Origin of the sequence: Streptomyces coffeae (assembly GCF_016741875.1) — a bacterium.
In the GTDB taxonomy this organism is placed as follows: Bacteria; Actinomycetota; Actinomycetes; order Streptomycetales; family Streptomycetaceae; genus Streptomyces; species Streptomyces coffeae.
In genome coordinates this window covers 226,884-253,847 of sequence record NZ_JAERRF010000007.1, presented here as the reverse complement: position 1 = coordinate 253,847, position 26,964 = coordinate 226,884, and the positions used below count along the sequence as shown (strand labels likewise).

21 protein-coding genes are annotated in these 26,964 nt (G+C 71.6%); 20 read left to right on the top strand and 1 reads right to left on the bottom strand.

Annotated features, from left to right (window positions below; translation table 11 throughout):
- Positions 1 to 77: 77 nt before the first annotated feature.
- The 20 genes from JK363_RS14285 to JK363_RS14190 all read left to right on the top strand — a co-directional run bounded on the left by JK363_RS14285 (position 78) and on the right by JK363_RS14190 (position 26,146).
- The gene (locus JK363_RS14285) at positions 78 to 1,403 is read left to right on the top strand and encodes a nucleotide sugar dehydrogenase (RefSeq protein WP_201875240.1); all 1,326 of its coding nucleotides are present in this window, start codon (positions 78 to 80) and stop codon (positions 1,401 to 1,403) included.
- The gene (locus tag JK363_RS14280) at positions 1,393 to 2,658 is read left to right on the top strand and encodes a glycosyltransferase family 4 protein (RefSeq protein WP_201875239.1); all 1,266 of its coding nucleotides are present in this window, start codon (positions 1,393 to 1,395) and stop codon (positions 2,656 to 2,658) included. Before JK363_RS14285 ends, JK363_RS14280 begins: the two co-directional genes overlap by 11 nt.
- Positions 2,655 to 4,052 carry a Wzz/FepE/Etk N-terminal domain-containing protein gene (locus JK363_RS14275; RefSeq protein WP_201875238.1) on the top strand — a complete coding sequence of 466 codons (1,398 nt, stop codon included), beginning with the start codon at positions 2,655 to 2,657 and terminating at the stop codon, positions 4,050 to 4,052. The genes JK363_RS14280 and JK363_RS14275 overlap by 4 nt, the downstream gene beginning before the upstream one ends.
- Entirely contained in the window at positions 4,049 to 5,578 is a 1,530-nt protein-coding gene (locus JK363_RS14270; protein WP_201875237.1) for a Wzz/FepE/Etk N-terminal domain-containing protein, read from the top strand. Before JK363_RS14275 ends, JK363_RS14270 begins: the two co-directional genes overlap by 4 nt.
- Before the next feature lie 3 nt (positions 5,579 to 5,581).
- On the top strand, positions 5,582 to 7,516 hold the full coding sequence (asnB, locus tag JK363_RS14265) for an asparagine synthase (glutamine-hydrolyzing) (protein ID WP_201875236.1): 1,935 nt from the start codon (positions 5,582 to 5,584) through the stop codon (positions 7,514 to 7,516).
- 17 nt (positions 7,517 to 7,533) lie between these two features.
- Positions 7,534 to 9,723, top strand: a complete 2,190-nt coding sequence (locus JK363_RS14260) for a bi-domain-containing oxidoreductase (protein ID WP_201875235.1) — start codon at positions 7,534 to 7,536, stop codon at positions 9,721 to 9,723.
- Complete coding sequence (locus JK363_RS14255) at positions 9,720 to 11,696, top strand: heparinase II/III family protein (protein WP_201875234.1); 1,977 nt, start codon at positions 9,720 to 9,722, stop codon at positions 11,694 to 11,696. The genes JK363_RS14260 and JK363_RS14255 overlap by 4 nt, the downstream gene beginning before the upstream one ends.
- Positions 11,697 to 11,705: 9 nt before the next feature.
- Positions 11,706 to 13,235 (top strand): right-handed parallel beta-helix repeat-containing protein, encoded by a 1,530-nt coding sequence (locus JK363_RS14250; RefSeq protein ID WP_201875233.1) that lies wholly within the window; start codon positions 11,706 to 11,708, stop codon positions 13,233 to 13,235.
- 1 nt (position 13,236) lies between these two features.
- Positions 13,237 to 14,484, top strand: a complete 1,248-nt coding sequence (locus JK363_RS14245; RefSeq protein WP_201875232.1) for an O-antigen ligase domain-containing protein — start codon at positions 13,237 to 13,239, stop codon at positions 14,482 to 14,484.
- 2 nt (positions 14,485 to 14,486) lie between these two features.
- Positions 14,487 to 15,701: a glycosyltransferase gene (locus JK363_RS14240; protein WP_201875231.1), complete on the top strand. Its 1,215-nt coding sequence runs from the start codon at positions 14,487 to 14,489 to the stop codon at positions 15,699 to 15,701.
- Between the two features lie 62 nt (positions 15,702 to 15,763).
- Positions 15,764 to 17,038 (top strand): class I SAM-dependent methyltransferase, encoded by a 1,275-nt coding sequence (locus JK363_RS14235; protein ID WP_201875230.1) that lies wholly within the window; start codon positions 15,764 to 15,766, stop codon positions 17,036 to 17,038.
- Positions 17,035 to 17,829: a sugar phosphate nucleotidyltransferase gene (locus JK363_RS14230; protein ID WP_201875229.1), complete on the top strand. Its 795-nt coding sequence runs from the start codon at positions 17,035 to 17,037 to the stop codon at positions 17,827 to 17,829. Before JK363_RS14235 ends, JK363_RS14230 begins: the two co-directional genes overlap by 4 nt.
- Complete coding sequence (locus JK363_RS14225; RefSeq protein WP_201875228.1) at positions 17,826 to 18,473, top strand: PIG-L deacetylase family protein; 648 nt, start codon at positions 17,826 to 17,828, stop codon at positions 18,471 to 18,473. The genes JK363_RS14230 and JK363_RS14225 overlap by 4 nt, the downstream gene beginning before the upstream one ends.
- 3 nt (positions 18,474 to 18,476) lie before the next feature.
- A complete protein-coding gene (locus tag JK363_RS14220; RefSeq protein WP_201875227.1) occupies positions 18,477 to 19,502 on the top strand; it encodes an NAD-dependent epimerase/dehydratase family protein in 1,026 nt (341 codons plus the stop codon).
- On the top strand, positions 19,499 to 20,773 hold the full coding sequence (locus JK363_RS14215) for a DUF4910 domain-containing protein (RefSeq protein WP_215910907.1): 1,275 nt from the start codon (positions 19,499 to 19,501) through the stop codon (positions 20,771 to 20,773). The genes JK363_RS14220 and JK363_RS14215 overlap by 4 nt, the downstream gene beginning before the upstream one ends.
- The gene (locus JK363_RS14210) at positions 20,770 to 22,077 is read left to right on the top strand and encodes an MATE family efflux transporter (protein WP_372444752.1); all 1,308 of its coding nucleotides are present in this window, start codon (positions 20,770 to 20,772) and stop codon (positions 22,075 to 22,077) included. The genes JK363_RS14215 and JK363_RS14210 overlap by 4 nt, the downstream gene beginning before the upstream one ends.
- On the top strand, positions 22,074 to 23,021 hold the full coding sequence (locus JK363_RS14205; protein ID WP_201875224.1) for a glycosyltransferase family 2 protein: 948 nt from the start codon (positions 22,074 to 22,076) through the stop codon (positions 23,019 to 23,021). The genes JK363_RS14210 and JK363_RS14205 overlap by 4 nt, the downstream gene beginning before the upstream one ends.
- Positions 23,018 to 24,265: a polysaccharide pyruvyl transferase family protein gene (locus JK363_RS14200; RefSeq protein WP_201875223.1), complete on the top strand. Its 1,248-nt coding sequence runs from the start codon at positions 23,018 to 23,020 to the stop codon at positions 24,263 to 24,265. The genes JK363_RS14205 and JK363_RS14200 overlap by 4 nt, the downstream gene beginning before the upstream one ends.
- Positions 24,262 to 24,813, top strand: a complete 552-nt coding sequence (gene rfbC, locus JK363_RS14195) for a dTDP-4-dehydrorhamnose 3,5-epimerase (RefSeq protein WP_201875222.1) — start codon at positions 24,262 to 24,264, stop codon at positions 24,811 to 24,813. Before JK363_RS14200 ends, rfbC begins: the two co-directional genes overlap by 4 nt.
- Before the next feature lie 7 nt (positions 24,814 to 24,820).
- Complete coding sequence (locus tag JK363_RS14190) at positions 24,821 to 26,146, top strand: glutamate-1-semialdehyde 2,1-aminomutase (protein WP_201875221.1); 1,326 nt, start codon at positions 24,821 to 24,823, stop codon at positions 26,144 to 26,146.
- 17 nt (positions 26,147 to 26,163) lie between these two features.
- Here JK363_RS14190 and JK363_RS14185 read toward each other — a convergent pair whose 3' ends face one another.
- Positions 26,164 to 26,850, bottom strand: a complete 687-nt coding sequence (locus tag JK363_RS14185; protein ID WP_201875220.1) for a phosphatase PAP2 family protein — start codon at positions 26,848 to 26,850, stop codon at positions 26,164 to 26,166.
- Positions 26,851 to 26,964: the final 114 nt, after the last annotated feature.

Genomic DNA, 26,964 nt, shown 5'->3' with positions numbered 1-26,964 from the left:
GGGGGGCTGCAACTCAACGGTCCCGTCGGCGCGCGGACCGCAGGCCGGGAGGGCCTGCCTGGGGGGAGGAACGAGTCATGAGAGTCAGTGTTTTCGGGCTCGGCTACGTGGGCTGCGTGTCGGCCGCGTGCCTGGCCGGCATGGGTCACGAGGTCATCGGGGTGGACGTGAACCAGGTGAAGGTCGACCTGGTCAACGACGGCAAGGCCCCGGTGGTCGAGGAGCGTATCGGCGAGCTCATCGCCGAGGTCGTGCGGACCGGAGCGTTACGCGCCACCGGCGACGTCCGCGAGGCGATCATGGGCAGCGAGGTGTCGCTGGTCTGCGTGGGCACGCCGTCGGAGCCCAACGGCAGCCTGTGCACCACGTACTTGGAGCGGGTCACCGAGCAGATCGGCGCCGCGCTGGCCGAGGGGGCCAAGCAGGGGGGCCGGCACACCGTCGTGTTCCGCAGCACCATGCTCCCGGGCACCTGCCTGAACCTGCTGGTACCGATCCTGGAGAAGTACGTCGGCGGCACGGCCGGGGTGGACATCGGGGTCGCGGTCAACCCGGAGTTCCTGCGCGAGGGCACGAGCGTGCGGGACTTCTTCGACCCGCCCAAGACCGTGATCGGCGAGCTCGACCCGGCAAGCGGCGACGTGGTGGCGGCACTGTACGACGGCTTGCCCGGCGAGGTGTTCCGGGTGCCGGTCCCGACGGCCGAGGCGATCAAATATGCGGACAACGCGTTCCACGGCCTCAAGATCGGCTTCGCGAACGAGCTGGGCGCGGTGTGCCAGGCGCTCGGGGTGGACTCGCACCAGGTGATGGACGTGTTCCTGGCCGACCGCAAGCTGAACATCAGCCCCGCCTACCTGCGGCCCGGCTTCGCCTTCGGTGGCTCCTGCCTGCCCAAGGACTTACGCAGCCTGGTCCACGCGGCGCAGCGGGCCGACGTCTCGGTGCCCATCCTCGCCCATGTGCTGCCCTCCAACTCCGACCATCTACAGCGCGCGGTGGAGCTGGTCGAGCGCACCGGCAAGCGCCGGGTGGGTCTGTTCGGGCTGTCCTTCAAACCCGGCACCGACGACCTCCGCGAGAGCCCGCTCGTCGAGCTGGCGGAGCGGCTCTTCGGCAAGGGGTACGACCTGCGGATCTACGACGCCAACGTGAGCCTCTCCCGGCTGCTCGGCGCGAACCGCGAGTACATCGAGACCCGGCTGCCGCACCTCGGGCAGCTGCTCGCGGACTCCGTCGACGAGGTGCTCGAGCACGCCGAGGTGTGCCTGGTCGGGACCAGGGATCCGGCCGTGCTGTCGGCGCTGCCCCATGGCGACGGCCCAGTGATTGTCGACCTCATCCGCCTTCCCGACGCCGAGGCGCGCCAGGCCGAACCGGGGTACATGGGCCTTGCTTGGTGACGCGACCAGGGGCGACCGGCCGGACCGGCGCGCGCTGATTCTGGTGGAGAACCTGTCGGTGCCGTTCGACCGGCGGGTGTGGCAGGAGTGCACGACGCTGCGCGACGCGGGCTGGGAGGTGCACGTCATCTGTCCCCGGGGGGAGAAGCGGGACACGGAGCCGGAGGCGGAGATCGACGGGGTGCGGATTCACCGCTACCCGTTACGCGCGGCCACCGGAGGGCCGGCCGGCTACCTGCGGGAGTACGGATCGGCGTTGTGGCACACGGCTCGGCTGGCCCGCAAGGTCGGCCCGGTCGACGTGGTCCACGCCTGCAACCCGCCCGACCTGCTGTTCCTGCCGGCACTGTGGCTGAAGCGGCGCGGCGCGCGGTTCGTCTTCGACCAGCACGACCTGGTACCCGAGCTGTACCTCTCCCGGTTCGACCGCGGCGAGGACCTGCTCTACCGCGCCGTGTGCGCGCTGGAACGGCGGACCTACCGGGCCGCGGACGTCGTGCTCGCCACGAACGAGAGCTACCGGGACGTCGCGATACGCCGTGGCGGAAAGCGGCCGGAGGACGTCTTCGTGGTGCGCAGCGCGCCCGCGATCGAACGGTTCCAACCGGTGCCGCCCGAGCCGGAGTTGAAGCGCGGCAAGCCTCATCTGTTGTGCTACCTCGGCGTCATGGGCCCGCAGGACGGCGTCGACTACGCCTTGCGGGCCCTCGCGAAGCTGCGCGACGAGCTCGGGCGGACCGACTGGCACGCGGTGTTCGTCGGCTCCGGCGACGCCTTCGACGCGATGGTGGAGCTGTCGCGGCGGCTCGGGCTCTCGGAGCAGGTGCAGTTCACGGGGCGCGTTCCGGACGCCGACCTGGTGCGCTACCTGTCCACCGCGGACGTGTGCCTCTCCCCCGACCCGCGCAATCCGCTCAACGACGTATCGACCATGAACAAGGTCCTGGAGTACATGGCGATGGGCCGGCCGATCGTCTCGTTCGACCTCCGGGAGGCGCGTGTCTCCGCCGGTGACGCCGCCGTCTACGCGGCCGCCAACGACGAGGCCGAGTTCGCCGAGCTCATCACCGTGCTGCTGGACGATCCGGAGAAGCGGGCCCGGATGGGCAAGATCGGCCAGGAGCGGATCGGCGGGCCGCTCTCCTGGCGGAACTCGCAGGCGTCGCTGCTCGCCGCCTACGCCGCTGCCTGCCGTGACCACGCTCCGGTGTCGGCGGGCGACCCGTACCGGGCAGGGCGGAGGCCGCGCCGTTGAGTGAAGACGCAATACGCCTGGTCACGATCGGGCGGATTATCCGTCGGCGCTGGCGGCTTCTCACCATCCTCGCCGTGGTGGGTGCGCTCGTCGGCTACGGCACCTCGTTGCTGTTTCCGCCGCGTTACACGACGTCGGCATCGGTACTGCTGCCGGGGGCGTGGGAGGAGCGCGAGCTGCTGACTCAGGCGGAGATCGCGACCAGTTCGGTGGTGGTCGACCGCGCGGCCGCCACACTCGGCTGGACCGGGGTCAGCGGCAGCGAGCTGCGGGATCGGGTGAGCGCCAAGGCCGCCGACGGGAACATCATCAAGATCTCGGGCACGGCCGACACCCCGGAGCGCGCCCAGCAACTCACCGACCAGATGGTCCAGCAGTTCGTCACATTCGCCGCGCGGATCCTAGGCGACAACACCGACCCCGAAGCGGCGGCGCGGCCCGAGGCACTGCGGCAGATGGTGGTGCAGACCAGCCGCCGCATCACCGAGCTGGCCGATGCGGCCGATCCGGGGCAGACCGTGGAGGGAGTGCAGGCCCGCACCGAGCTCGAGAAGCTGCGCACCGCGCTCCAGGAGGCCATGAAGAAGCTGGACGAGGCCGACCCGGCGACCAACAAGGCCAACATGGTCGTCATGGGGCCGGCGGCCCGGCCGACCGGCGAGGCACCGCCGACGAGGATGCAACTCATCGTCGCCGGGGCGCTGCTGTTCTTCCTGTTCGCGGTCATCGGCCATCTCGCCGCCGCACGGGCCAGCCGCCGACTGCGCACCGAACCGGAGATCGCCGCGGCGCTGGGCTCGGTGCTCCTCGGCACCGTCGACGTGCCGGGAGAAGGGCCCGCGCGCGGGCCAAGAGGCCGTGGCCCGCGGGCCTGGATCCGCTGGCTCCTCGGCGTCGACACCCGGTGGGACCTACCGACCCCACAGCCGTCCGGCGGCGAGGTCGGCAGGCAGAGCCGCTACCGGCAGGTGTGTGCTCGCCTCCGGGACCGGCTGCCGGCCCCCCGGCGGCTGCTGGTTGTCGTCCCGGACGGCGACGAGATCGCCCGCCGGGCCGCCGGGCAGCTCGTCGCCGAGGCCGACAGCGATCCTTCCCCCACCTCTTCGAGCAGGGGCTACCCCATGCTGCGGGTGGTGGAGGTTTCGGTGTCCCGGCCGCTGGTGCCGGACCGCGGCACCGAGTCCGGTGCCCTGGTCGTGCTCAGTGCGGGCAGCTGGACCGCAGGGGAGCTCGCCGGCATCGCCGAGGCGTGTGCGGACGGCAGGCATGAGGTCGTCGGCATCGTCGTCGCCGGCACGGTCCGGGCCCGCCCCACGCGGACTGCCGGCCGTCCCCCGCATCACGCCACGCCGGCGTTCGCGGTGGGCGACGACGCGAGGGGAGGTTCAGTGTGACGACGAGCAAGACGTCGGAGTCGTCGGCCGCCACTCCGCTCTTCGACCTTCAGGCGCTGGTGGTGGCGGTGCGCAGGCGCCGCCGCCTCTGGTGCGCCATGGCGCTGCTGGGGCTGCTGGTCGGCGCGGCGGTGACGGTCCTGATGCCGCCCCCGCCCTCCGCGGTGACCAAGGTGCTGGTCGCGCATCAGGACGACCAGCCGAACGACACCGGAACGCTGATCCGCACCGACGTCGAACTGTTGGGGACCACGCGGATCGCCGGCAAGGCCCTGCGGTCCCTCAAGTCCCCGGAAAACCCGGAAGACTTCATACGGGACTACCGGGGTACCGGCTTGACCAACAACCTGCTCCAGATCGATGTGACTGGTGACAGCGACGCGGAAGCGGTGGCCCGGGCCAAGGCGCTGGCCGACGCGTTCGTCGCGGACCATGTGAAGCGGATGCGGGAAACCGCGAAAGCCGAGGCCAAGGCCCTGCTCGACCAGCGTGACCGCATGCGGGACGAGCTCGCCAAGGTCAACAAGGCGATCGGAGACCGATCGCCGGAGAGCGACCCGAAAGCGTCGGCGAGCATCGAGTCGCTCTTCGCCCGCCGGGCCGAGCTCAACTCGCGGATCGCCGATTTCGACCAGCGCGCCGAGGAGGCGCGCATCGGCACGCCCAAGCTCATCGCCGGCACACAGATCGTGGACGCCCCGCGCGCGGTGCGGCACTCCCTGCCCAGGGCCGCTGCCACCAACGCGGCGATCGGGCTCGTCCTCGGACTGGTCCTCGGGCTCGCGGTGGCCGCGGTCGGCGCGGTGGTGGCGGACCGCCCCGTACTGCGCCGGGAGATCGCGTCGAACCTGGGCGCCTCGGTCATCGCGGAGCTGCGCCGCACGCCCCGCCGGCCGGCCGGGCTGTGGCAGCGCCGACGGACCCGGGCGGCACGCGAACGGCTCACCACGACCCTGGCCCGCGCCGTGCGCGGCTCCGCGGAACCGGTGTCGCTGCTGGAACTGGGCTGTGCGCGCAGCACGAGCGTGATCGCCCTGAACGTCGCCAGGGCACTGGCGGCGGAGGGGCCCGTGGTCATCATCGATGGGCTGCCCGGCCCGCAGCTCGCCAACAGCCGCAAGCAGCCAGGAGACCCGGCCGTGGTCAGCGGCGAGCGTGCCGCGGCCATGCCGCGTCAGGTGCGCCGGCTCGGCGTCGGCTCGGTCGCGCCCGGCACGGCGTGGACCGACCTCCAGTACCTCGGTGACCAGACCGTGCTCGTCGTGCGTGCCGGGCACGGCAGCGCCACATGGCTGCACACCGTGGCGCGGCAGCTCGCGGACCAGCGCATTCCGGTGATCGGTGTGGTGCTGATCGACCCCGATCCGCGTGACCGGACCGACGGCACGCTGTGGGACGGGCTGCACATCGCGCTGCGCGGCCAGAACGAGCGGCTGGCCCGACAGAACGAGATGGGCCGACGGCGGACGGAGCGGCCGCCGATGTGGGCCGCACGAGTCCCCGGCAACGACCAGGAGGCGCGGTAGGACATGTGTGGCATCGCAGGTACGTACCGATGGCCGGACGGGAAGGTCGTGACCGACCGGCTCACCGATACCCTCGCCCACCGCGGTCCGGACGGGGCGGGCCGGTACAGCCACCCCGCCGGTGACGGCGAAGTGCACCTCGGGCACCGCCGGTTGGCCATCATCGACCTGTCCGAGACCGGCGCCCAGCCGATGGTCTCGGGCGGCCTCGCCCTGACGTACAACGGCGAGCTGTACAACGCGCCCGAGCTGCGTTCCGAGCTGGCAGCCGCCGGGGTGCGCTTCCGCGGTACCTCCGACACCGAGGTGCTTCTTGAAGCCTGGCGGCGCTGGGGCACGGACTGCCTGCCCCGGCTGCGCGGCATGTTCGCGTTCGGGATCTTCGACGAGCGAACCGGTGACCTGGTGCTCGCCCGCGACCAGCTCGGCATCAAGCCGCTGTTCCTGCTCCGGCGCGGTGCGGGGCTGGTGTTCGCCTCCGAGCTCAAGGCGCTCGCCGCCGTGACCGGCGGGTCACTGGAGGTGGACCATGCGGCGCTGGTGGCCTCGCTGCTGTACTACTGGGTGCCGGACTCGCGCTGCGCGTTCCGCGAAGCGGAGAAGCTGCCGCCGGGGAGCTGGCTCAGATGCCGGCCCGACGGCCGGGTGGAACGCGGCCGGTACTGGCACCTGAAGGACGTCGCCGCCGAGGCCCGGGAGCGGGCCCCGGACGGCGAGCAGCCGGACGTCACCGCCATCGTCGAGGAGTCGACTCGGCAGCACCTGCTCTCCGACGTACCCGTGGCGACCTTCCTCTCCGGCGGTCTCGACTCCAGCTATCTGACCGCGCTGGCGGCTCGCCACCAACCCGGGATCTCCGCTTACACGATCGGGTTCCGCGCCGAGGACGCCAAGTTCGAGGCGATGCCGGACGACCTGCGCTATGCCCGGCGGGTGGCCGAGCGGTTCGGCGTCGACCTGCACGAGATCGAGATCGCTCCGAATGTGCTCGACCTGCTGCCGCAGATGACGTACCACCTGGACGAGCCGATCGGCGACCCCGCCGCGATCAACACCTTCCTTATCTGCTCGGCCGCCCGGGAGGCCGGGATCAAGGTGATGCTCTCGGGGATGGGCGCCGACGAGCTGTTCGCCGGTTACCGCAAGCACCTGGCCAACCTGCTCGCGCTGCGCTACCAGCGCGTCCCCCGGCCCCTGCGGCGCGGCCTGTCCGCGACCGTGGACCGGCTGCCGGTCGCCACGGCCCGCCGGGGGTACCGGTCGGTGCGCTTCGCGAAGCGGTTCCTCTCCTTCGCCGATCTGCCGGAGGAGACCGCGTTCCGGCGCAGCTACACCATGTACGACCAGGACGAGCTGCTCGCCCTGGTCGATCCGGACTTGGCCGGGACGGTCGAGGACGTGCTGACCGAGCATGCGGACATCTACCAGGACAACGACCTCGACGACTTCGTCAACCGCATGTGCCTGGGCGACGCCCGGATGTTCCTGCCGGGCCTGAACCTTGCGTACACGGACCGGTCGAGCATGGCCGCGTCGACCGAGGTGCGGGTGCCGTACGTGGACGTCGAGGTGGTCAAGGCGGCGTTCGCCGTGCCCGGCAATCGCAAGATCGTCGGACGGCAGGGCAAGGCCGTCCTCAAGGAGGCGGCCACCTCGGTCCTGCCCCGGGAGATCGTGTACCGGCCCAAGGGCCTGTTCAGCGCCCCGCTGCGCGCCTGGATGAGCCGGGATCTGGCGCCGCTGGTGCGTGAGGTGGTGAACGACGGTGTGCTCGTCCGTTCCGGGTTCCTGCGCCGCGACGCGCTGGCACGGCTCGTCGCCGAGGACGCCGCCGGGCAGCGGGACTTCTCCAAGCATCTATGGCATGTGCTGACCCTCGAGTACTGGTATCGCGGCGCGACCTCTGGGTCCGGCCAGAGCACTCGGTTAACGGCTTAGGAATCAGAGGAGTTCGGGTGAAACAGGTTGTGCAGAACTACAAGAGCGGCGAGCTGGCGGTGCTCGACGTGCCGGTGCCGGGGTGCAAGCCGGGCGGTGTGCTGGTCCGCAGCGCCTACTCGCTGATCTCCACCGGGACCGAGCTCATGAAGGTCTCCGAGGCCGGCATGTCGATGCTGGGCAAGGCCCGCTCCCGGCCGGACCAGGTGGCCAAGGTCGTGCAGAGCGTGGCCACCAACGGGCTGCCCGCCACCTACCGCAAGGTGATGGGCAAGCTGGACTCGTACACGCCGCTGGGCTACTCGCTGTGCGGGGTGGTCGAGCAGGTCGGCGCCGGGATCGACGACGTGAAGGTCGGCGACCTGGTGGCCTGCGCCGGCAATGAGCACGCGCTGCACGCCGAGCTGAACTGGGTGCCGAAGAACCTCTACACCCCGGTGCCGGACGGTCTCGCGCCGCGCCACGCGGCCTTCGGCACGGTCGGGTCGATCGCGATGCAGGGCGTCCGCCGCGGCGAGCCGCAACTCGGCGACGTGGCGCTGGTCATCGGCCTCGGGCTGATCGGGCAGTTGGTGGTGCAGCTCCTTGCCGCCTCGGGGGTCCGCGTCATCGGGGTCGACCCCGACCCGGTGCGCTGCGAGCTCGCCGAGCGCCTGGGCGCCGCGGCCTGCGGCGATCCCGCCTCCGCGGCCGTGGAAGCCGCCGTCGCCGAACTCACCGGCGGTCACGGCGTGGACCAGGTGTACCTGGCCGCCGGCGGCGGCAGCAACCAACCCGTCGAGCTGGCCGCCCGGTTGAGCCGGGACCGCGGCCGGGTCGTCGACATCGGCAAGTGCCGCCTGGACCTGCCGTGGAACGCGTACTACGAGAAAGAGCTCGACGTCCGGTTCTCCCGCTCCTACGGCCCCGGGCGCTACGACCCGGAGTACGAGCTCGAGGGCCGGGACTACCCGATCGGCTATGTGCGCTGGACCGAGCGCCGCAATCTGGCGTGTTTCCTCGATCTCCTCGCCCGCGGCCGCGTCGACGTGGAGCCCTTGGTCTCCCACACAGCCGACTTCGATGACGCCGTCGAGACGTACCAGCGCCTGAGGGACGGCGACCTGAAGGCCGTGGCCGTGCTGTTCCGGTATCCCGGGCACCCCGAGCACACAGCCGAAGCGGGGGCCCCGGCGGTGGCCGTGCCCGCGGTGCGACGCAGCGGCGGAGTATCCACCCCGGCCCGGTACGCCAATGCGTCGGTACGGCTGGCGTTCGTCGGCGCGGGAAACTACGCGACGTCGATGCTGCTGCCGCACCTGGAACGGCGCGACGGCGTCGAGCTGGCCACGGTCGTCACCACGACGGCGCTGTCCGCGGCCAACGCGAAGCGGAAGTTCGGCTTCGCCGAGGCGACCACCGATCTCGACGCCGTGCTCGGCGACAAGTCCATCGACGCGGTGTTCGTGGTCACCCGGCACAGCTCGCACGCCGAACTGACCCAAAGGGCGCTGCGGGCCGGCAAGCCGGTGTTCGTGGAGAAGCCGTTGGCGCTTGACCAGGACGAGCTGGCCGGCGTGCTCGCGGCGGTGGAGGAGTCCGGCAACGACCGGCTACAGGTGGGCTTCAACCGCCGGTTCGCGCCGCTGCTGTGGGAGGCCAGGAAGCGGTTCGGCGCCCGGACCGGTCCGGCGAGCGTCCGCTACCTGGTCAACGCGGGCCGCCTTGAGCACGGCAGCTGGTACCTCCAACAGGGCACCGAGGGCTCGCGGTTCGCCGGCGAGGGCGGACACTTCATCGACACGGTGAGCTGGCTGCTCGATGCCGACCCGGTATCGGTGCATGCGGTCGCCACGCCCGGCAACGAGGATCTACAGGTCGTGCTGCGCTATCCGGACGGGTCCACCGCCACGATCAGCTACGTCACCACCGGTCCGTCCAGTTTCCCCAAGGAGACGCTGGACCTCGTCGCGGACGGCAAGGTGCTGCGGCTCGACGACTTCGTCCGTGCCTCGGTCTACGGCCGTAAGCGGTGGGTCAGCTCGCGGCTGCCCAAGGCCCGGGACAAGGGCCAGTCCGCAGAGCTGGCCGCGTTCATCAAGGCCGTGCGGACCGGCGGGCCGATGCCGGTGCCGCTGGAGTCGCTGGTCGCCACCACGGCGGCCACCCTCGCCGTGCAGGCAGGCCTGGTCGGCGGCGCGCCGGTGACGTTGGCGAGGACGCGATGACTGTGAGCTCGGGGAGTCCGGGCTGGTACCTGCGGCGGCTGTCCCGGATGGGACCGCGGGAGGTCGGCGGCCGGGTGGGCGACGCGGTGCGCAGGCGGCGGTGGCGGTCGGCGCTGCCGGACTGCCCGAGCGTGACCGGCACCCGGTTCACCGCGGTACTGCCCGCCGGGACGATCGCCGCGGTGCCGCCGGACGCCACGAAACGTCTCATCGCCGAGGCGGACCGGCTGATGGCCGGGCACGCCGAGTATTTCGGGGTGGACCGCGACGACCTGGCCGACCCGGACTGGTGGTACGACCCGAAGACCGGGCGCCGGGCTCCGTGGGGCTACGCCTTCGACGTGCCGTACCGGAACGAGGACGCGGTCGGGGACATCAAGCAGATCTGGGAGCTGTCCCGGCATCAGTACCTCACCGTGCTCGCCGCCGCCTACGCGATCACCGGGGACGAGCGGTACGCCGAGCGAGTGGCCGAGCACCTGCGGTCGTGGTGGGCGGCCAACGCGCCGCTGCGCGGCGTGCACTGGACCAGCGGCATCGAGCTGGGGATCCGGCTGCTGTCCTGGGTGTGGATCCGCCGGCTGCTCGACGGCTGGCCGGGCGCGGCCGGGCTGTTCGAGGACAACCCGGTGGCGCTGAACCAGATCTGGCACCACCAGCGCTGGCTGGCCGCCTTCCCCAGCCGGGGGTCTTCGGCGAACAACCACGTCATCGCCGAGGCCGCCGGGCAGTTCGCCGCAGCCGTCGCGTTCGGCTGGTTCCCCTCCTCGGCGCGTTGGCGAACCGGCGCGCTGCGGTCGCTGGAGCGGCAGTTGCGCAGCAACACCTTCGGCTCCGGCCTCAACCGCGAGTTGGCCACCGAGTACCACGGACTGGTGCTGGAGCTCGGCCTGACCGCGGTGGCCGAGGCGGATGCCGCCGGCGTGCCGGTCCCCGCGTCGCTCCGGCTGGTGCTGCTGCGGATGACCGACGCGCTCGCGGCCATCGTGGACAGCCGGCTGCGGCCGCCGCGCCAGGGGGACGCGGACGACGGGCACGGTCTGGTCGTGGACGGCGCGGGCACGGACCGCTGGGCCTCGCTGCTGGCCACCGGGGACGCCGTGTTCGGCCGGCTCGCCTGGTGGCCGGCGGTGACCGGCACCGATGTCCGCACCCCGCTGCTTGCCGCGCTCATCCGGCCGTACTCGAAAAATGGAACCGCACCGGCCGTGTCCCGCCCGGCAAGCCGACCGGCCCACTTCGCCGACGCAGGGCTTACCATCCTGCGTGGTCCGGGGGAGATCTGGTGCCGCTGCGACGGTGGTCCGCACGGGTTCCTGTCCATCGCCGCGCATGCCCACGCGGACGCGCTGTCCGTGGAGGTCCGGCACGACGGGGTCGACGTGCTCGCCGACCCGGGGACGTTCTGCTACCACGGGCAGCCCGAATGGCGGCAGTACTTCCGGTCGACCCTCGGCCACAACACCCTGCAAGTGGATGGCGGCGACCAGTCCGTCTCCGGCGGCCCGTTCCTGTGGACCCGGCATGCCCGCAGCCGCGTCCTGGTCGCGGACGCATCCGACGCCTCCGACGGGGGGACCGCCCGCTGGTGCGCCGAACACGACGGTTACCAGCGCTCCGTGCACCGGCGCCGGGTGGAGCTGACGGCCGCAGCCAAGGAGCTGCGGGTGGTTGACGAGGTGCGCGGCGATCGCCGGGCCGTGCGCCTGGCGTTCCACCTCGGCCCGGCGATCGCCGCGGACCTGGTGGGGAACCGGGCGGCGCTCACCTGGACCCGGGACGGCGAGGACCGCTCCGCGGTGCTCGACCTGCCCGGACAGCTGTCCTGGCGGGCGCATCGCGGCGCGACCGACCCACCGCTGGGCTGGTACTCCGCGGGCTTCGGGCGCAAGGAACCCACCACCACGCTGGTCGGCACCGGCTTCGCCGACGGCGTGGAGGGGTTCACCACCGTACTCAGGTTCCGCGGCTAGGGAGGATGTGTGGGGATCAAGTGGCGGCACCGCGCGTTGCCGGCGGCACCGCTGGCGCTGGCGCTGCTGGCGACCGGCTGTGTGGGCACGTCGGGCGCCGGGGCGGAGCCGAAGGCCGGGCCCTCCACGGCCGCGGCCCGATCCGTGGCCCGGGTGTGCGCGAAGCCCGCGGCCGGTCCTGCGAAGGCGCCGGCGGGCGCGGTGACGGTCAACCCCTCGGTGGTCGGCGACCTGGCCGCGAAGACCAAGAGCAGCCCCCCGAACACCACGTTCTGGCTTCGGCCGGGCAAGCACAGGCTCGATCCGGACCGCTACGCCCAGGTCATCCCCAAGAAGGGGAACCGCTACCTCGGCGCACCGGGCGCGGTGCTCGACGGCCGGAAGACCAACCGGTACGCGTTCGGCGGTACGGCCCGCGACGTCACCATCCGCTACCTGACCGTGCAACGTTTCGTGGCGCCGCATAACGAGGGCGTGGTCAACCATGACTCGGCCGACGGGTGGGTGATCGAGCACACGACGATCCAGAACAACTCCGGCGCCGGGCTGATGGCCGGTGCCCGCCAGCGGGTCCGCGCCAGCTGCCTGCGCGGCAACGGTCAGTACGGCATGAACGCGTACAAGGCCACCGGCCGTATCAGCGGCCTGGTGGTCGAGGGCAACGAGATCGTGGGCAACAACACCGGCGACTGGGAGCGGCGGCGGAAGGGCTGCGGCTGTACCGGAGGCGTCAAATTCTGGGCCGTCAACGGCGCCGACGTACGCGGCAACTGGGTGCACGACAACCGCGGAACCGGGTTGTGGGCGGACACCAACAACAACGACTTCCGCATCGAGGACAACGTGCTCGAGGCCAACGACGGTGCCGCGCTGATCTACGAGACCAGCTACAACGCGGTCATCCGGAAGAACACGATCCGGCGGAACAACTGGGTCGAGGGCCGCAGGTACGCCGACCGCGGCGACAGCTTCCCGCTCGCGACCATCTACCTGTCCGAGTCCGGCGGCGAACCACGGATCCGGGCCCGCACGGACAAGATCGAGATCTACCGGAACGTGCTGGAGAACAACTGGTCCGGGATCACCCTGTGGGAAAACGCCGACCGGTTCTGCAACAGCCCGGCCAACACCTCGTCCGGTGACTGCACGTTGCTGGTGAAGGACACCGACCGCTGCGCGCGGCCGGCGATCGCCACCGCACCGCTCTATGCCGACTGCCGGTGGAAGACCCAGCGGGTGGACATCCACGACAACCGCTTCGTGCTGGACAAGTCCGTCGTCGAGTGCACGGTGAAGTGCGACCGGATGGCGGTGCTTGCCAACTACGGCACCTATCCGGACTGGTCGCCCTACCAGGGCGAGCGGGTGGCCGAGGCGATCACCCGCAAGCAGCACAACCGCTGGCACGACAACGTCTACCTCGGACCATGGAATTTCGTGGCCCACGACCCGAGCCGGTTACTCGACTCCGGGCAGTGGCAGGGCACGCCGTACCAGCAGGACGCGGGCAGCACCTTCCGCGCACGGGACGGTGGTTGAGATGAGGTCCGCGGACACCAACACAGACCACTCGTCGAAGATCGTCGGGACGGTCTGGGGGCTGCTGGTCCTCAACACGCTCGGCTCCGCCGGGGCGAAGACCATCATCCCGCTGCCCCGCTCCCTCATCCAGATGGTCACCATGGGCGCGCTGGTCGCCGCGTTCGCGCTGGCGCTCGCGGTCAATCTCCGGCTGCGCATCCGAGCCAGCGCCTTCGTGTTCCTGCTCACCCTGCTGCTGGTGCCGAGCGTGATCTCCAGCGCGAACCTGGAGTCCGGGTTCGGCGCGCTGTTCCGCTGCGCCCGGCTGGCTCTCTTCGTCGGCACGCTGTGGCTGCTCAGCCGCTGGTGGGACGGCAGCCTGACGTTCGTCCGGCACCACATCCGGATGTACTTCGTGGTCCTCGGGTCGGTGGCCGCCGGCGCGGTCATCTCACCGGGCGCCGCCATGCCCGAGCTCTACGGCGGGCGGCTGGTCGGCGCGTTGTGGCCGCTCACCCCGCCGCAGATCGGACAGTACGCCGCGGTGATCATCGGGCTCACCGTGCTGCTCGTACTGGGCCGTCGGACCGACAAGGCCGGCGCGGCGGTGGTCATCGTGCCGTCACTCGTCCTGCTCGCGTTGACCCATACCCGGACGGCCACGCTCGGCCTGTTCATCGGCCTTGCGCTGGCGATCGGTTCACTCATCATGACCAGCGCCGCCGCCCGCCGGTTCTTCGCCTGGGCGGTGCTGTGCGCCACGGTGGCCGCGGTGGTGTTCGCCTCCGCGCTACAGGCGTGGTTCCTGCGCGGGCAGAGCCAGGAGAACTTCTCCAACCTCACCGGTCGGGCCAAGGTCTGGGACGCCCTCCTTGCAGCCCCCCGGACGACCTCGGAGCAGCTGTTCGGCATGGGCCTGGGCGACAAGTCGTTCGGCGGGCTGCCGATCGACAACAGCTGGCTGGCCGTTTACCACGAGCAGGGTATGACCGGCGTCGCCCTGGTGGCCGCGATCATCATCGTGTTGGGCGGCGTCGCGTTGCTGCGGCCACCGTCGCTGTCGAGGGCCTGCGCGATCTTCCTGATCAGCTACTGCGCGATCGCGTCGTACACCGAGGCCGGGCTTGGCGACGCCTCGCCGTATCTGCTGCATCTGGCCGTGGCCGCCTCACTGTTGGCGGCACCTGCCGCGGCCACGCCCCTCTCGACGCCCGACGTCCCTCGACGACGCGTCCCGCGATGGGCCCGGAGATCGGAGGTGATCTGAGCATGCACGTCCTCGTGGTGCACAACCGCTACGCCTCGGCGCAGCCAAGCGGAGAGAACAAGGTCGTCGACCAGGAGGTGGAGCTGCTGCGCGCGGCCGGCCACCGGGTCGAGGTGTTCGAGCGGCGCAGCGACGACATCGCCGCCCGGTCCCTCCTGGGCAAGGCCGCGGTGCCACTGCTGGTGCCGTGGAACCCGGCGGTCCGCGCGGAACTCGCCGCCCGGCTTCGCACCGAGCGGCCGGACGTGGTGCACGTCCACAACGTCTTCCCGCTCCTGTCGCCTGCGGTGCTGGCCGCCTGCGCCGACGCCGGCGTGCCCGCCGTCGCCACGCTGCACAACTACACCCAGGTCTGCCCGCCGGGCACGCTGCAGCGGGACGGCCGGCCGTGCACCGAGTGCGTCGGGTCCGCGCCGCTGCCCGCCGTCCGGCACGGCTGCTACCGGAGCTCCCGGCTGGCGACGGTGCCGCTCGCGGTCAGCCTGTCGGTCAACCGGCGGCGGTGGTGGTCCGGCGTGGAGCGGTTCTTCTGCATCTCCGCGGCGCAGCGCGACGTCCTGGTGCGGTCCGGCATGCCACCCGAGCGGCTGGCGGTGAAGCACAACTTCGTGCCGGACCCGGGCGCCTGCCGAACGGGCGGCGGTGAGCATCTGCTCTATCTCGGCAGGCTCGCGGAGGTCAAGGGCGTGCGGCTGCTCATGGCCGCGTGGGACGAGATCGCCGCGGACGGCGGGGTGGGCGTGCCGCTCGTGGTCGCCGGGGCGGGGCCACTGGAGCGAGAGATGACCGCCTGGGCGGCGGGCCGGGACGACGTGCGGTACGTCGGCCTGTACGACCCGGCGGAGTGCCGGCAGGCCATCGCGCGGTCGGTCGCGGTGGTGGCTCCCTCGACGTGGCTGGAGGCGTTCGGCCTGGTGGTCGTGGAGGCGATGGCGGCGGGGGTTCCGGCTGTCGCCGCCGGTCACGGCGCCTTCGTCGAACTCGTCGAGGACGGGGTGACCGGGCTGCTGCACCGGCCGGGCGAGCCCGCCTCGCTCGCGTCCTGTCTGCGCCAGGTCACAGCCGAGTCGGCCCGCAACCGGGAGATGGGCCAGGCGGCCCGGCGCCGTTACGAGCAGGACTTCAGCCCTGCCGTCGGGCTGGAGCGCCTGGTGGAGGGGTACCGCACCGCGATCGCGGGTCGGTCCGGCGGGGCGGGGACAGCCCGCCGCCGGTAGGGGACACAAGCACTGGCTCGCGACGGGGACACCCACGCGAGCGGGGGGGATGGGGACAGTAGATGACACGATGCCGACTCTGCGGCTCGGAAGCGATGGCGAGCGTCGTCGATCTTGGGGCGACGCCACCATGTGAGAGCTTTCTCGCCGCGGACCAACTGGACCAGCCGGAACCCGCGTACCCGCTGCATCTGCGGGTCTGCACCGACTGCTGGCTGACGCAGATCCCTCCGCTGATCACGCCGGAGGAGACCTTCAAGGAGTACGCGTACTTCTCCTCGTACTCGACCTCCTGGGTGGAGCACGCGCGCACGTTCGTCGCCGACGCCGTACAGCGGGTGGGTCTCGGCCCCGACGCCTTCGTGGTCGAGGTCGCCAGCAACGACGGGTACCTGCTGAGGCACGTGGTGGACCGGGGGATCCGCTGTCTCGGCATCGAGCCGTCGGTGAACGTCGGCGCCGCGGCGCGGGACGCGGGTGTGCCCACGCTCACGGAGTTCCTGGACCCGGCCACCGGCTCGGCCGTCCGCGCCGAGCACGGCCCGGCGGACCTGGTCGTGGCCAACAACGTGTACGCGCACATCCCCGACGTCGTCGGGTTCACCCAGGGGCTGCGCGCCCTGGTCGCCGACGACGGCTGGGTCTCCATCGAGGTGCAGCACCTGCTGACACTGATCGAGGAGAACCAGTACGACACGATCTACCACGAGCACTTCCAGTACTACACGGTCGCGTCCGCGGCCCGGGCGCTGGCGAGCGGCGGACTCACGCTCGTGGACGTCGAGTTGCTGCCCACGCACGGCGGCTCCATCCGGCTGTGGGCCCGGCCGGCCGAGGTGGCCGGCGAGCCGACCAATGGGGTATCCCCTGCTCGAGCGGAGCCGAGAGCTCGGGGAAGGGTGGCCGACGTGCTGGACCGGGAGAAGGCCGCCGGGCTCCAGGAGCTGTCCGGGTACACCGAGTTCTCCGCTCGGGTGGCCACGGTGCGCCGGGACCTGCTGCGGTTCCTCATCGAGGCGGCCGAGCGCGGCGAGACGGTCGTCGGCTACGGCGCCCCGGGCAAGGGCAACACCCTGCTCAACCACTGCGGCATCCGGCCCGACCTGCTCCCGTACACGGTCGACCGCAACCCTTACAAGCACGGCAGGTTCACCCCGGGCACCCGCATCCCGATCCTGTCGCCCGAGCAGATAGCCGCCGACAAGCCGGACTACGTCCTCGTCCTCCCGTGGAACCTGCGGGCCGAGCTGGTCGAGCAACTGTCCTTCGTGCACGACTGGGGCGGCCGCCTCGTCTTTCCCATCCCGGAACTGAGCATTGTCGAGGCCAAGTCATGAAGGTCGTTCTGTTCTGCGGCGGTTACGGGATGCGGATGCGCAACGGAGCCTCCGACGACATGCCCAAGCCGATGGCGATGGTCGGGCCGCGACCGCTGATCTGGCACGTCATGCGCTACTACGCGCACTTCGGGCACACGGAGTTCGTCCTGTGCCTCGGCTACGGCGCCCACCACATCAAGGACTTCTTCCTCAACTACGAGGAGACGACGTCCAACGACTTCGTGCTGCGGGGCGGGAAGACCGAGCTGCTGTCCACCGACATCGCCGACTGGACGATCACGTTCGCGCAGACCGGCATCGAGTCACCGATCGGGGAGCGGCTGCGCCGGGTGCGGCACCACCTGGACGGCGACGAGATGTTCCTCGCCAACTACGCCGACGTGCTCACCGACGCCCCGCTGCCGGAGATGATCGAGAACTTCGCCCGGCGCGACGCCGGTGCGTCGATGATGGTGGTGCCGCCGCAGTCCTCGTTCCACTGCGTGGACCTGGGCGATGACGGCCTGGTGGGGGGCATCACCGCGGTGAGCGAACTGCCGCTGTGGGAGAACGGCGGCTACTTCGTGCTCCGCCAGGAGGTCTTCGACCACATCCCGGAGAACGGGGACCTGGTCGCTGACGGATGCGCCCAACTGGCCAAGCGCGGCCGACTGGTGGCGCACCAGCACCGCGGCTTCTGGAAGCCGACCGACACCGTGAAGGAGCGGGCCGCGCTCGACGACGCCTACGCCCGGGGCGACCGCCCGTGGGCCGTGTGGGAACGGGACAACGCGGGGGTGAGGGCGTGATTCGGCTCGGGGCCGGACCCCTGGACCGGATCGTCGCGGTGGGCGCGCACTGCGACGACATCGCCATCGGCGCCGGCGGCACGCTGCTGACGCTGTGCCTCGCGCGGCCGGGTATCCGCGTGGACGCGCTGGTGCTCTCCGGCGGTGGCAGCGAGCGGGAGCAGGAGGAGCGGGCCGCGCTCGCCGCCTTCTGCCCGGGTGCCGACCTGCGGTTGACCGTGCTCAAGCTGCCGGACGGCCGGATGCCCGCGCACTGGGAGGAGGCCAAGGCCGCGGTCGAGGAGCTGCGCGAGCAGACCGACCCGGATCTGATCCTCGCCCCGCGTACCGATGACGCGCACCAGGATCACCGCGGTCTGGCGCAGCTGCTGCCCACCGCATTCCGCGACCACCTCGTGCTCGGCTACGAGATCGTCAAGTGGGACGGCGATCTCAGCCGTCCGGCGGCGTACCAGCCGCTGTCACCGGAGATCGCCGAAGAGAAGGTGCGGCTGCTGCAGGAGCACTACCCCTCGCAGCGGCACCGGCCCTGGTACGACCGGGAGGCCTTCCTCGGGCTGGCCCGGATCCGCGGCATCGAATGCCATGAGCGCTACGCCGAGGCGTTCGCCGTCACCAAACTTACTCTCAACCTGGGGGGTTGAACCTTGCGCGTACTGCTCACCGGACACCAGGGCTACCTGGGCACCGTGATGGCCCCGGTCCTCGCGGCCGCCGGGCACGAGGTCGTCGGTCTTGACGCCGGCCTGTTCGCGGACTGCGTGCTGGGCCCGCCGCCCGCGGACCCGCCGGGGCCTCGGGTGGACCTGCGCGACGTCACGGCCGAGCACGTGGCCGGGGTGGACGCCGTGATCCACCTGGCCGCCCTGTCCAACGACCCGCTGGGAGCGCTGGCGCCGGAGCTCACCTACGACATCAACCACCACGCGTCCGTGCGGCTGGCCCGGCTGGCCCGCGACGCCGGAGTGCGGCGCTTCCTGTACGCGTCGACCTGCTCGGTCTACGGCGCCGCCGGTGGCGACGACTTGGTGGCAGAGGACGCCCCGCTGCGTCCGGTGACACCGTACGCGGAGTCCAAGGTGCGGGTGGAGGACGACCTGCACGCGCTGGCCGACGACGACTTCAGCCCGGTGTTCATGCGCAACGCCACCGCCTTCGGCTACTCGCCCCGGCTGCGCGCCGACATCGTGCTGAACAACCTGGTGGGCCACGCACTCCTGTCCGGCGAGGTGCTGGTGCTCTCCGACGGCACCCCCTGGCGCCCCCTGGTGCACGCCGCGGACATCGCACGGGCCTTCGCGGCCGCGCTGACCGCGCCGCGCGAATCGGTGCACGACCGGGCGTTCAACATCGGCAGCGAGACCAACAACGTCACGGTCGCCGAGATCGCCGAGCAGGTCGCAGAGGCGGTAGACGGCGCGAAGGTGGTGATCACCGGGGAGACCGGTGCCGATCCGCGGTCGTACCGGGTGGACTTCTCCCGGTTCCGCGCCGCCATCCCCGGCTTCGACTGCGAGTGGTCGGTGAAGCAGGGCGCGCTCGAACTCGCCGACGCCTACCGGAAGTTCGGGCTGACACGGGAGGACTTCGAGCGACGCTTCACCCGCCTCGCCGTGCTGCGCGCGGCGTCCGACGCCGGCACCGTCGACGACACCCTGCGGTGGCGCCGATGACCGAGATCGGCCAGCAGATGCACGCGCTGGTGGAACGGCTGTACCCGCTGTGCCGGAGCATCACCGGCGACGGTGTGCGCGCCACCCTGGAGATCGTCGGCGAGTACGTCCCGCTGCACGTGCACGAGGTGCCGACCGGGACTCAGGTGCTCGACTGGACGGTGCCGCAGGAGTGGAACATCCGGGACGCGTACATCGCCGACACCGCCGGCAACCGGGTCGTCGATTTCGCCGCGTCCAGCCTGCACGTGCTCGGCTACAGCGTGCCGGTGGCGGCGACCATGCCGCTGGCCGAGCTGCGCGGACACCTGCACACCCTGCCGGACCACCCGAGTTGGGTGCCGTACCGCACCAGCTACTACAAGCCGGAATGGGGGTTCTGCCTGGCCCAGGAGACCCTGGACGCGCTGCCGGACGGCGACTACGAGGTACGCATCGACTCCACGCTCGAAGACGGCCACCTCACCTACGCCGAGCATGTGATTCCCGGTCAGGTCCCGGATGAGGTGATCGTCTCCTGCCACGTCTGCCACCCGTCACTGGCCAACGACAACCTGGCCGGCATCGCGGTGGCGACGTTCCTGGCCCGGACGCTGGCACAGCAGACGCCGTACTACACCTACCGGTTCATCTACGCGCCCGGCACCATCGGGGCGATCACCTGGCTGGCCCGCAACGCGGAGCGGGTGGACCGGGTCAAGCACGGGCTGGTGCTGGCCTGCGCCGGCGACTCGGGCCAACTGACGTACAAGCAGAGCAGGCGCGGCGACGCGGAGATCGACCGGGTGATGCGGCACGTGCTGGCCGCCTCCGAACGCCCGTACCGCGTCGCCGAGTTCACTCCGTACGGCTACGACGAGCGGCAGTTCTGCTCGCCCGGGTTCGATCTCGGGGTGGGCTCGCTCAGCCGGACCCCGTACGCCGGGTACCCCGAGTATCACACCTCGGCGGACAACCTGGACTTCGTCTCCCCGGAGGCGATGGCGGACACCCTCGCCGTCTGCCGCGAGGCATTCGCCGTGCTGGACCGCAACCGGCGGTACGTCAACCTCAGCCCCTACGGCGAACCGCAGCTGGGCCGACGTGGGTTGTACGACTCGCTCGGCGGGCGCAGCGACGCGAAGCAGGCCCAGATGGCCATGCTCTGGGTGCTCAGCCTCTCCGACGGCGAGCACAGTCTGCTGGATGTCGCCGAGCGGTCCGGGCTGCCGTTCGACACCGTCGCCGCCGCGGCCGGCGCCCTGCACGGCGCCGGGTTGATCAAGGTATGACGCCGATGACCACCGAGGGGGAGAATCCGCAGACAAAGGCGCCACCGGCCGGATCCGCCAGGCGGGCCCTCGTCGGTCGGCTGTCCTGGGGACTGGCCGACCAGGCGGCCTCCAGCGTGAGCAACTTCGTGGTGGGCATCTACGTGGCCCGCTCGCTGGGGGTGACCGCCTTCGGCGTGTTCAGCCTCGCCTGGGTGACGTACGGCGTGGTGCTCAACGTCTCCCGCGGGCTGGCCACCGATCCGCTCGTGGTGCGCTTCAGCGGCGTGCCGGACGCGTCCTGGCGCGGGGCGGTGGCTCGGTCGACGGGTACCGCACTCGGCGTCGGTGCGGCCATCGGCGCGGCGTGTCTGGTGGCCGGGCTCGGCCTCGGCGGCCGCGTGGGGCCCGCATTCGCCGCCCTTGGTGTCATGTTGCCGGGGCTGCTGCTCCAGGACGCCTGGCGGTTCTCGTTCTTCGCCGCCGGCACCGGGCGGAAGGCGTTCGTCAACGACCTCGTGTGGGGCATCGCGCTCGTCCCGGCCATGGTGGTGGCGGCCCGTGTGGGCAGCGTGGCCGCGTATCTGCTCGCCTGGGGCGCGTCCGCCACGGTGGCGGCGGGGTACGGCTGCCTCCAGTCCGGCATCCGGCCCCGGATGACCGAGGCACGCGGGTGGCTTCGCGAGCAGCGCGATCTCGGCTACCGGTACCTGGTCGAGAACGTCAGCCTCAGTGGCGCGAGCCAGCTGCGGGCGTATGGGCTCGGCGCGATCGTCGGGGTCGGCGCGGTGGGTGCGGTGCGGGGCGCCGAGCTCCTGCTCGGCCCGTTCCTGGCGGTGCTGATGGGGCTTTCACTGGTCACCGTCCCGGAGGCGGCACGGGTGCTACGGCAGGCCCCGCACCGGCTCGGCTCGTTCTGCCTCCTGCTGGGCGGGGGGCAGGCCGCCGGCGCGCTGCTCTGGGGCGCGGCGCTGCTGCTGATGCCTGGTCGGCTCGGCGAGCTGGTGCTCGGCGGTGTCTGGCACTCCGCCTCGGAGCTCATCGTGCCGGTCACCCTCGGCGTCGCGGGCGCGGGCCTCGGCACCGGCGCGGCGGCCGGGCTGCGCGCGCTCGGCGCGGCCCGGCGCAGCCTGCGCTGCCAGCTGTTCGCCTCCGCCTGCTATGTCAGCGGCGGGCTCGGCGGGGCGGCCGCCGCCGGCACGGTCGGCTCGGCCTGGGGCGTCGCCGCCGCAACCGTCAGCGGCTCGGCCGTGTGGTGGCTGCAACTGCGGTCCGCCCTGCGCGAGCGCCACCGCAATCCCATCCCCGAAGTGAGGACCTCATGACCGCCCAACCCAGGCTGAGCATCGGTCTGCCCGTGTACAACGGCGAGGAGTACCTGGCCGAGTCGCTCGACGCCCTGCTCGGCCAGACCTACGAGGACTTCGAGCTGGTCATCTCCGACAACGCCTCGACCGACGGGACCCAGGAGATCTGCCGCACGTACGCCGCGAAGGACTCGCGCATCCGGTACCTCCGGCTGCCCCGGAACATCGGCGCCACGCCGAACCACAACCGTGTGTTCGCCGAGTCCCGCGGCGAGCTGTTCAAGTGGGCCTCGCATGACGACCTGTACGGCCGGGACCTGCTGCGGCGCTGCGTGGAGGCGCTGGACGAGCGGCCGGACGTGATCCTCGCGCACACCGGCCAGGCGGTCATCGACGGCGACGGCCAGGTGAAGGTCCCCTACGAGTACGGGCTCGCCACCGACTCCCCGCACGCGCCGGAGCGCTTCCGCAGTCTGCTGTTCGAGCCGGGTGGCGACGACTTCTACGGGGTGATGCGGGCCGACACGCTGCGCCGGGTGAAACCGATGGACAGCTACCACCACGCGGACCGCACGTACGTCGCCGAGATCACCCTGCACGGGCCCTTCCACCAGGTGCCGGAGCTGCTGTACTTCCGCCGCGACCACCCCACCCGCGCCGAGCGGGCGAACCCTTCCAAGCGCTCCCGGTGCGTCAACCTGGACCCGCGCCGGGCAGGCCCGCTGCACCCGACGCCCCGGCTGCTCGCCGAGTACATCTGGGGCTTCACCTCGGCGATCCGGCGGTCGCCGTTGTCCCCGGCCGACCGGCGCGCGTGCTACCGCCACCTGACCGCATGGATGACCAGCCGGGTCCGGCCGGGCGCCGGTGAGCGGATCGAGGACCGCGCCCCGGTCGATCCGGGCCTGCTCACGGTCTCCGTCGACGCCCTCGTCGCCGGCCGAGAGGGGAGGCAGGCATGACGTCCGCGGACCAAACCCCGGTGCGCGTCGGGGTGTTCGGCCTGCTCGGCTCCGGCAACCTCGGCAACGACGGGTCGCTCGAGGCCGTGCTCGGGTACCTCCGTGCCGAACACCCGGCGGCGGTCGTGGACGCGCTGTGCGGCGGACCCGAGGCCGTGACGACCCGGTTCGGGATCCCCGCGACGCGGCTGCACTGGTACCGCGGGGAGTACCGCACCGCGTCGCGTGCGGGCGCGATCGCGGCGAAGGGTCTGGGCAAACTCGTCGACGCCGTCCGCACCGCTGCCTGGGTACGCCGGCACGACGTGGTGATCGTGCCGGGCATGGGCGTCCTGGAGGCCACGCTGCCGCTGCGGCCGTGGGGCTTCCCGTACTCGCTGTTCCTGCTCTGCGCGACCGGCCGGCTGTTCGGCACCCGGGTCGCGCTGGTCGGCGTCGGCGCCGCCGCGATCGGCAACCGGCCGACCCGAACCCTGGTGCGCTGGTCGGCGCGGCTGGCCGCGTACCGGTCGTACCGGGACGCCCCGTCCCGCGACGCGATGCGGGCGATGGGCGTGGACACCGCGCGCGACGAGGTCTACCCGGACCTCGCATTCGCCCTGCCGACGCCGCGGGCAAGCGCGCCCTCGGACCCGTCGGCCCCGCCGGGCCCGGTCTGCGTCGGCGTCATGGACTTCCACGGCGGCAACGACGACCGCGCCCGGGCCGATGAGATACACCGGCGCTACCTCGACGGGACGATCCGATTCGTCCGCGCGCTCGTCGAGGAGGGCAGGGCTGTCCGGCTGCTCACCGGTGACGCGTGCGACGCGTCGGTGGTCGCCGCGATCCTCGACGCGGTGGACTCGCCGCTGGTCACCGCAGCCGAGCCGTCCTCACTGGCCGACCTGATGAAGGAGATGGCGGCTGCCGACACCGTGGTGGCGATCCGATACCACAACCTGATCTGCGCGCTGAAGACCGGTACGCCGGTGCTCGCTCTCTGCTACGCGGCGAAGAGCGACGCGCTCATGGCGGAGATGGGCCTTGGCGCGTACTGCCACCCGGCGCGGGAGGTCGACGCCGACCGGCTGCTCGAGCAGTTCCGGGCACTGGAGAAGAGATCGGCGGAGCTGCGGCGGACCCTCACCGAGCGGAACCTGGTCGCCGTCCGGCAACTTGAGCACCAGTTCACCGCCTTGACCTCGGCCCTGTTCCCGGCGACCGACGACGCCAACGCCCACGCCCGGCAGGAGGCTTCATGAAAGCGACCGCAGTCCCGGAGATCTCCGGCGCGTACCTGTTCGAGCCGACGCCGTACGCCGACGAGCGCGGCTTCTTCTGCCGCACCTTCGACGCCGACGTGGTCCGCTCGGTGGGCCTCGACCCGGACGCCTTCGTTCAGGACAGCCTGTCCCGCTCGGTCCGGGGCGTGCTGCGCGGCCTGCACCTGCGCTCCGGCGCAGGCGAGGCCAAGCTGGTGCGGTGCTCGTACGGGAGGATCTTCGACGTCGTCGTGGACCTGCGGCCCGAGTCGCCGACCTACCGCAACCGGGCCTTCTTCGAGCTGTCCGGCGAGACGCAGGTGACCCTGTACATCCCGGCGGGGTGCGCGCACGGTTTCCAGGCGCTGACCGAGACCGCCGACACCTCGTACCGGATCGACCGCCCGCACGATCCGGCCGAGGACGTGACGATCGCCTTCGACGACCCGGAGCTCGCCATCCCCTGGCCGCTGCCGGTCACATCGATGTCCGAGCGGGACCGGAAGGCGCCGGGACTCGCCGAGGCCCTGAAGCAGAAAGAGAGCTGAAGTCAGCGTGGACACCGAAGAGTTCCGGCTGCCCCGGTCCCGGACGGCGAACGAGCGGCTGCACGCCATGATCCCCGGGGGCGCGCACACCTACGCCAAGGGCGACGACCAGTATCCCGAGGACCTGGCCCCGGTCATCAGCCACGGCCGCGGTGCCCACGTGTGGGACATCGACGGCAACCGCTACATCGAGTACGGGTCCGGCCTGCGGTCGGTCAGCCTCGGCCACGCCCACCCACGCGTGATCGAGGCGGTACGGCGGGAACTCGACCGCGGCAGCAACTTCGTCCGGCCGTCCATCGTGGAGGTCGAAGCCGCGGAACGCTTCCTGGCCACGGTGCCGACCGCCGAGATGGTGAAGTTCGCGAAGAACGGCTCCGACGCCACCACCGCCGCGGTGCGCCTCGCCCGCGCCGCCACCGGGCGCCCGCGGGTGGCCATCTGCGCCGACCATCCGTTCTTCTCCGTCGACGACTGGTTCATCGGTACCACGCCGATGTCCGCCGGTGTTCCGGCGGCGACCAACGAGCTCACCGTGGCGTTCCCTTACGGGGACCTGGCCGCCACGGAGGAGCTGCTCACCCGGTACCAGGACGAGGTCGCCTGCCTGATCCTCGAACCCGCCACCCACACCGAGCCGCCGCTCGGGTACCTCGCCGGCCTGCGCGAGCTGGCCGACCGGCACGGCTGCGTACTGATCTTCGATGAGATGATCACCGGCTTCCGCTGGTCCGAGGCGGGCGCCCAGGGCCTGTACGGCGTCGTCCCCGACCTCTCCACGTTCGGCAAGGCGCTGGGCAACGGATTCGCCGTCTCCGCGCTGGCCGGGCGCCGCGAACTGATGGAGCGGGGCGGGCTGCGTCACTCCGGCGACCGGGTGTTCCTGCTGTCCACCACGCACGGTGCGGAAACGCACTCCCTGGCAGCCGCGATGGCCGTGCTCACCACCTACGTCGAAGAGGGCGTCACCGCGCGGCTGCACACCCTCGGCGAGCGGTTGGCCGCCGGTGTCCGCGCCGCCGCGGCCGACATGGGCGTCGGCGACCACATCGTCCTCCGGGGCCGGGCCAGCAACCTGGTCTTCGCCACCCTCGACGAGAACCGGCAGCCGTCGCAGCAGTACCGCACCCTGTTCCTGCGCCGACTCCTCGCGGGCGGGGTGCTGGCCCCGTCGTTCGTGGTGAGCAGCGCGCTCGTCGACGCCGACATCGATCACACCGTCGACGTGGTGGCCCAGGCATGTGCGGTGTACCGGAAGGCGCTGGACGCCGCTGACCCCACCCCCTGGCTGGCCGGACGACCGGTGAAGCCCGTATTCCGCCGCTTGGCGTGACGTGACGTGACGTGACGTCAGCGATGCTCCCGCCGACCGGCGTCGGCCGTCCGATGGACCAGCCGGTCAGCCATCCGGTCGACCAGCCACGCGGTCACCGGTACCACTGCCAGCGCGGTGCACCAGCCGCCGAGGACATCGGTCGGATAGTGCGCGCTCAGGGCAACCTGCGCCCAGCCCATGGCGGCGCCGGCAACCAGCGCCGCGGCGAGCACGAGTAACGTGCCGGCCGTCCTGCCGAGGCTGAGCCGGCCGGTCGCGAGCAGCGCCACCACGAGGGCGAGCGCGGTGACGAAGGCGGTGTGCCCGCTCGGGTAGGACAGGTTGTCGGCGCCGTGGATAGTGCGTCCCACCAGGGACTTGAGCAGCGTCGCCGTCACCACGGAGATGCCGGCCCCGGCAACGACGAACACCGCCGCGCGAGGACTCCGAAGCAGCAGGCAGCCTGCCACGGCGGCCACGACCAACATCGCCGCTCCGGCGGGCTCCCCCAAGAAGTCGATGGTCAGAGCGACGTTCCGCCACGGCGGCCGCACACTGTCCGCCGTCGGCTGGATGATCCACCTGTCCACCCTGCCGGGCCGGCTGTGGCCGGCATACAGGACCCCGAGCACGATGACCGCCAGCGTGGCGAGGGCCGCGATCAGCCCGAGCCACGCGCGCAGCGATGGGGGCAGCACCGCGGGCGCCGACCGGCCGGTCACACGCCCACCGCGTCCGGTCGGCCTGCGGTGCTGTGCCGTGATCGGTAGATGGTGTTCCGGATCTTCCTGTCCAGCACTCTGGCCAAAGGCATGTGAAATCAACCTACTTGCCAC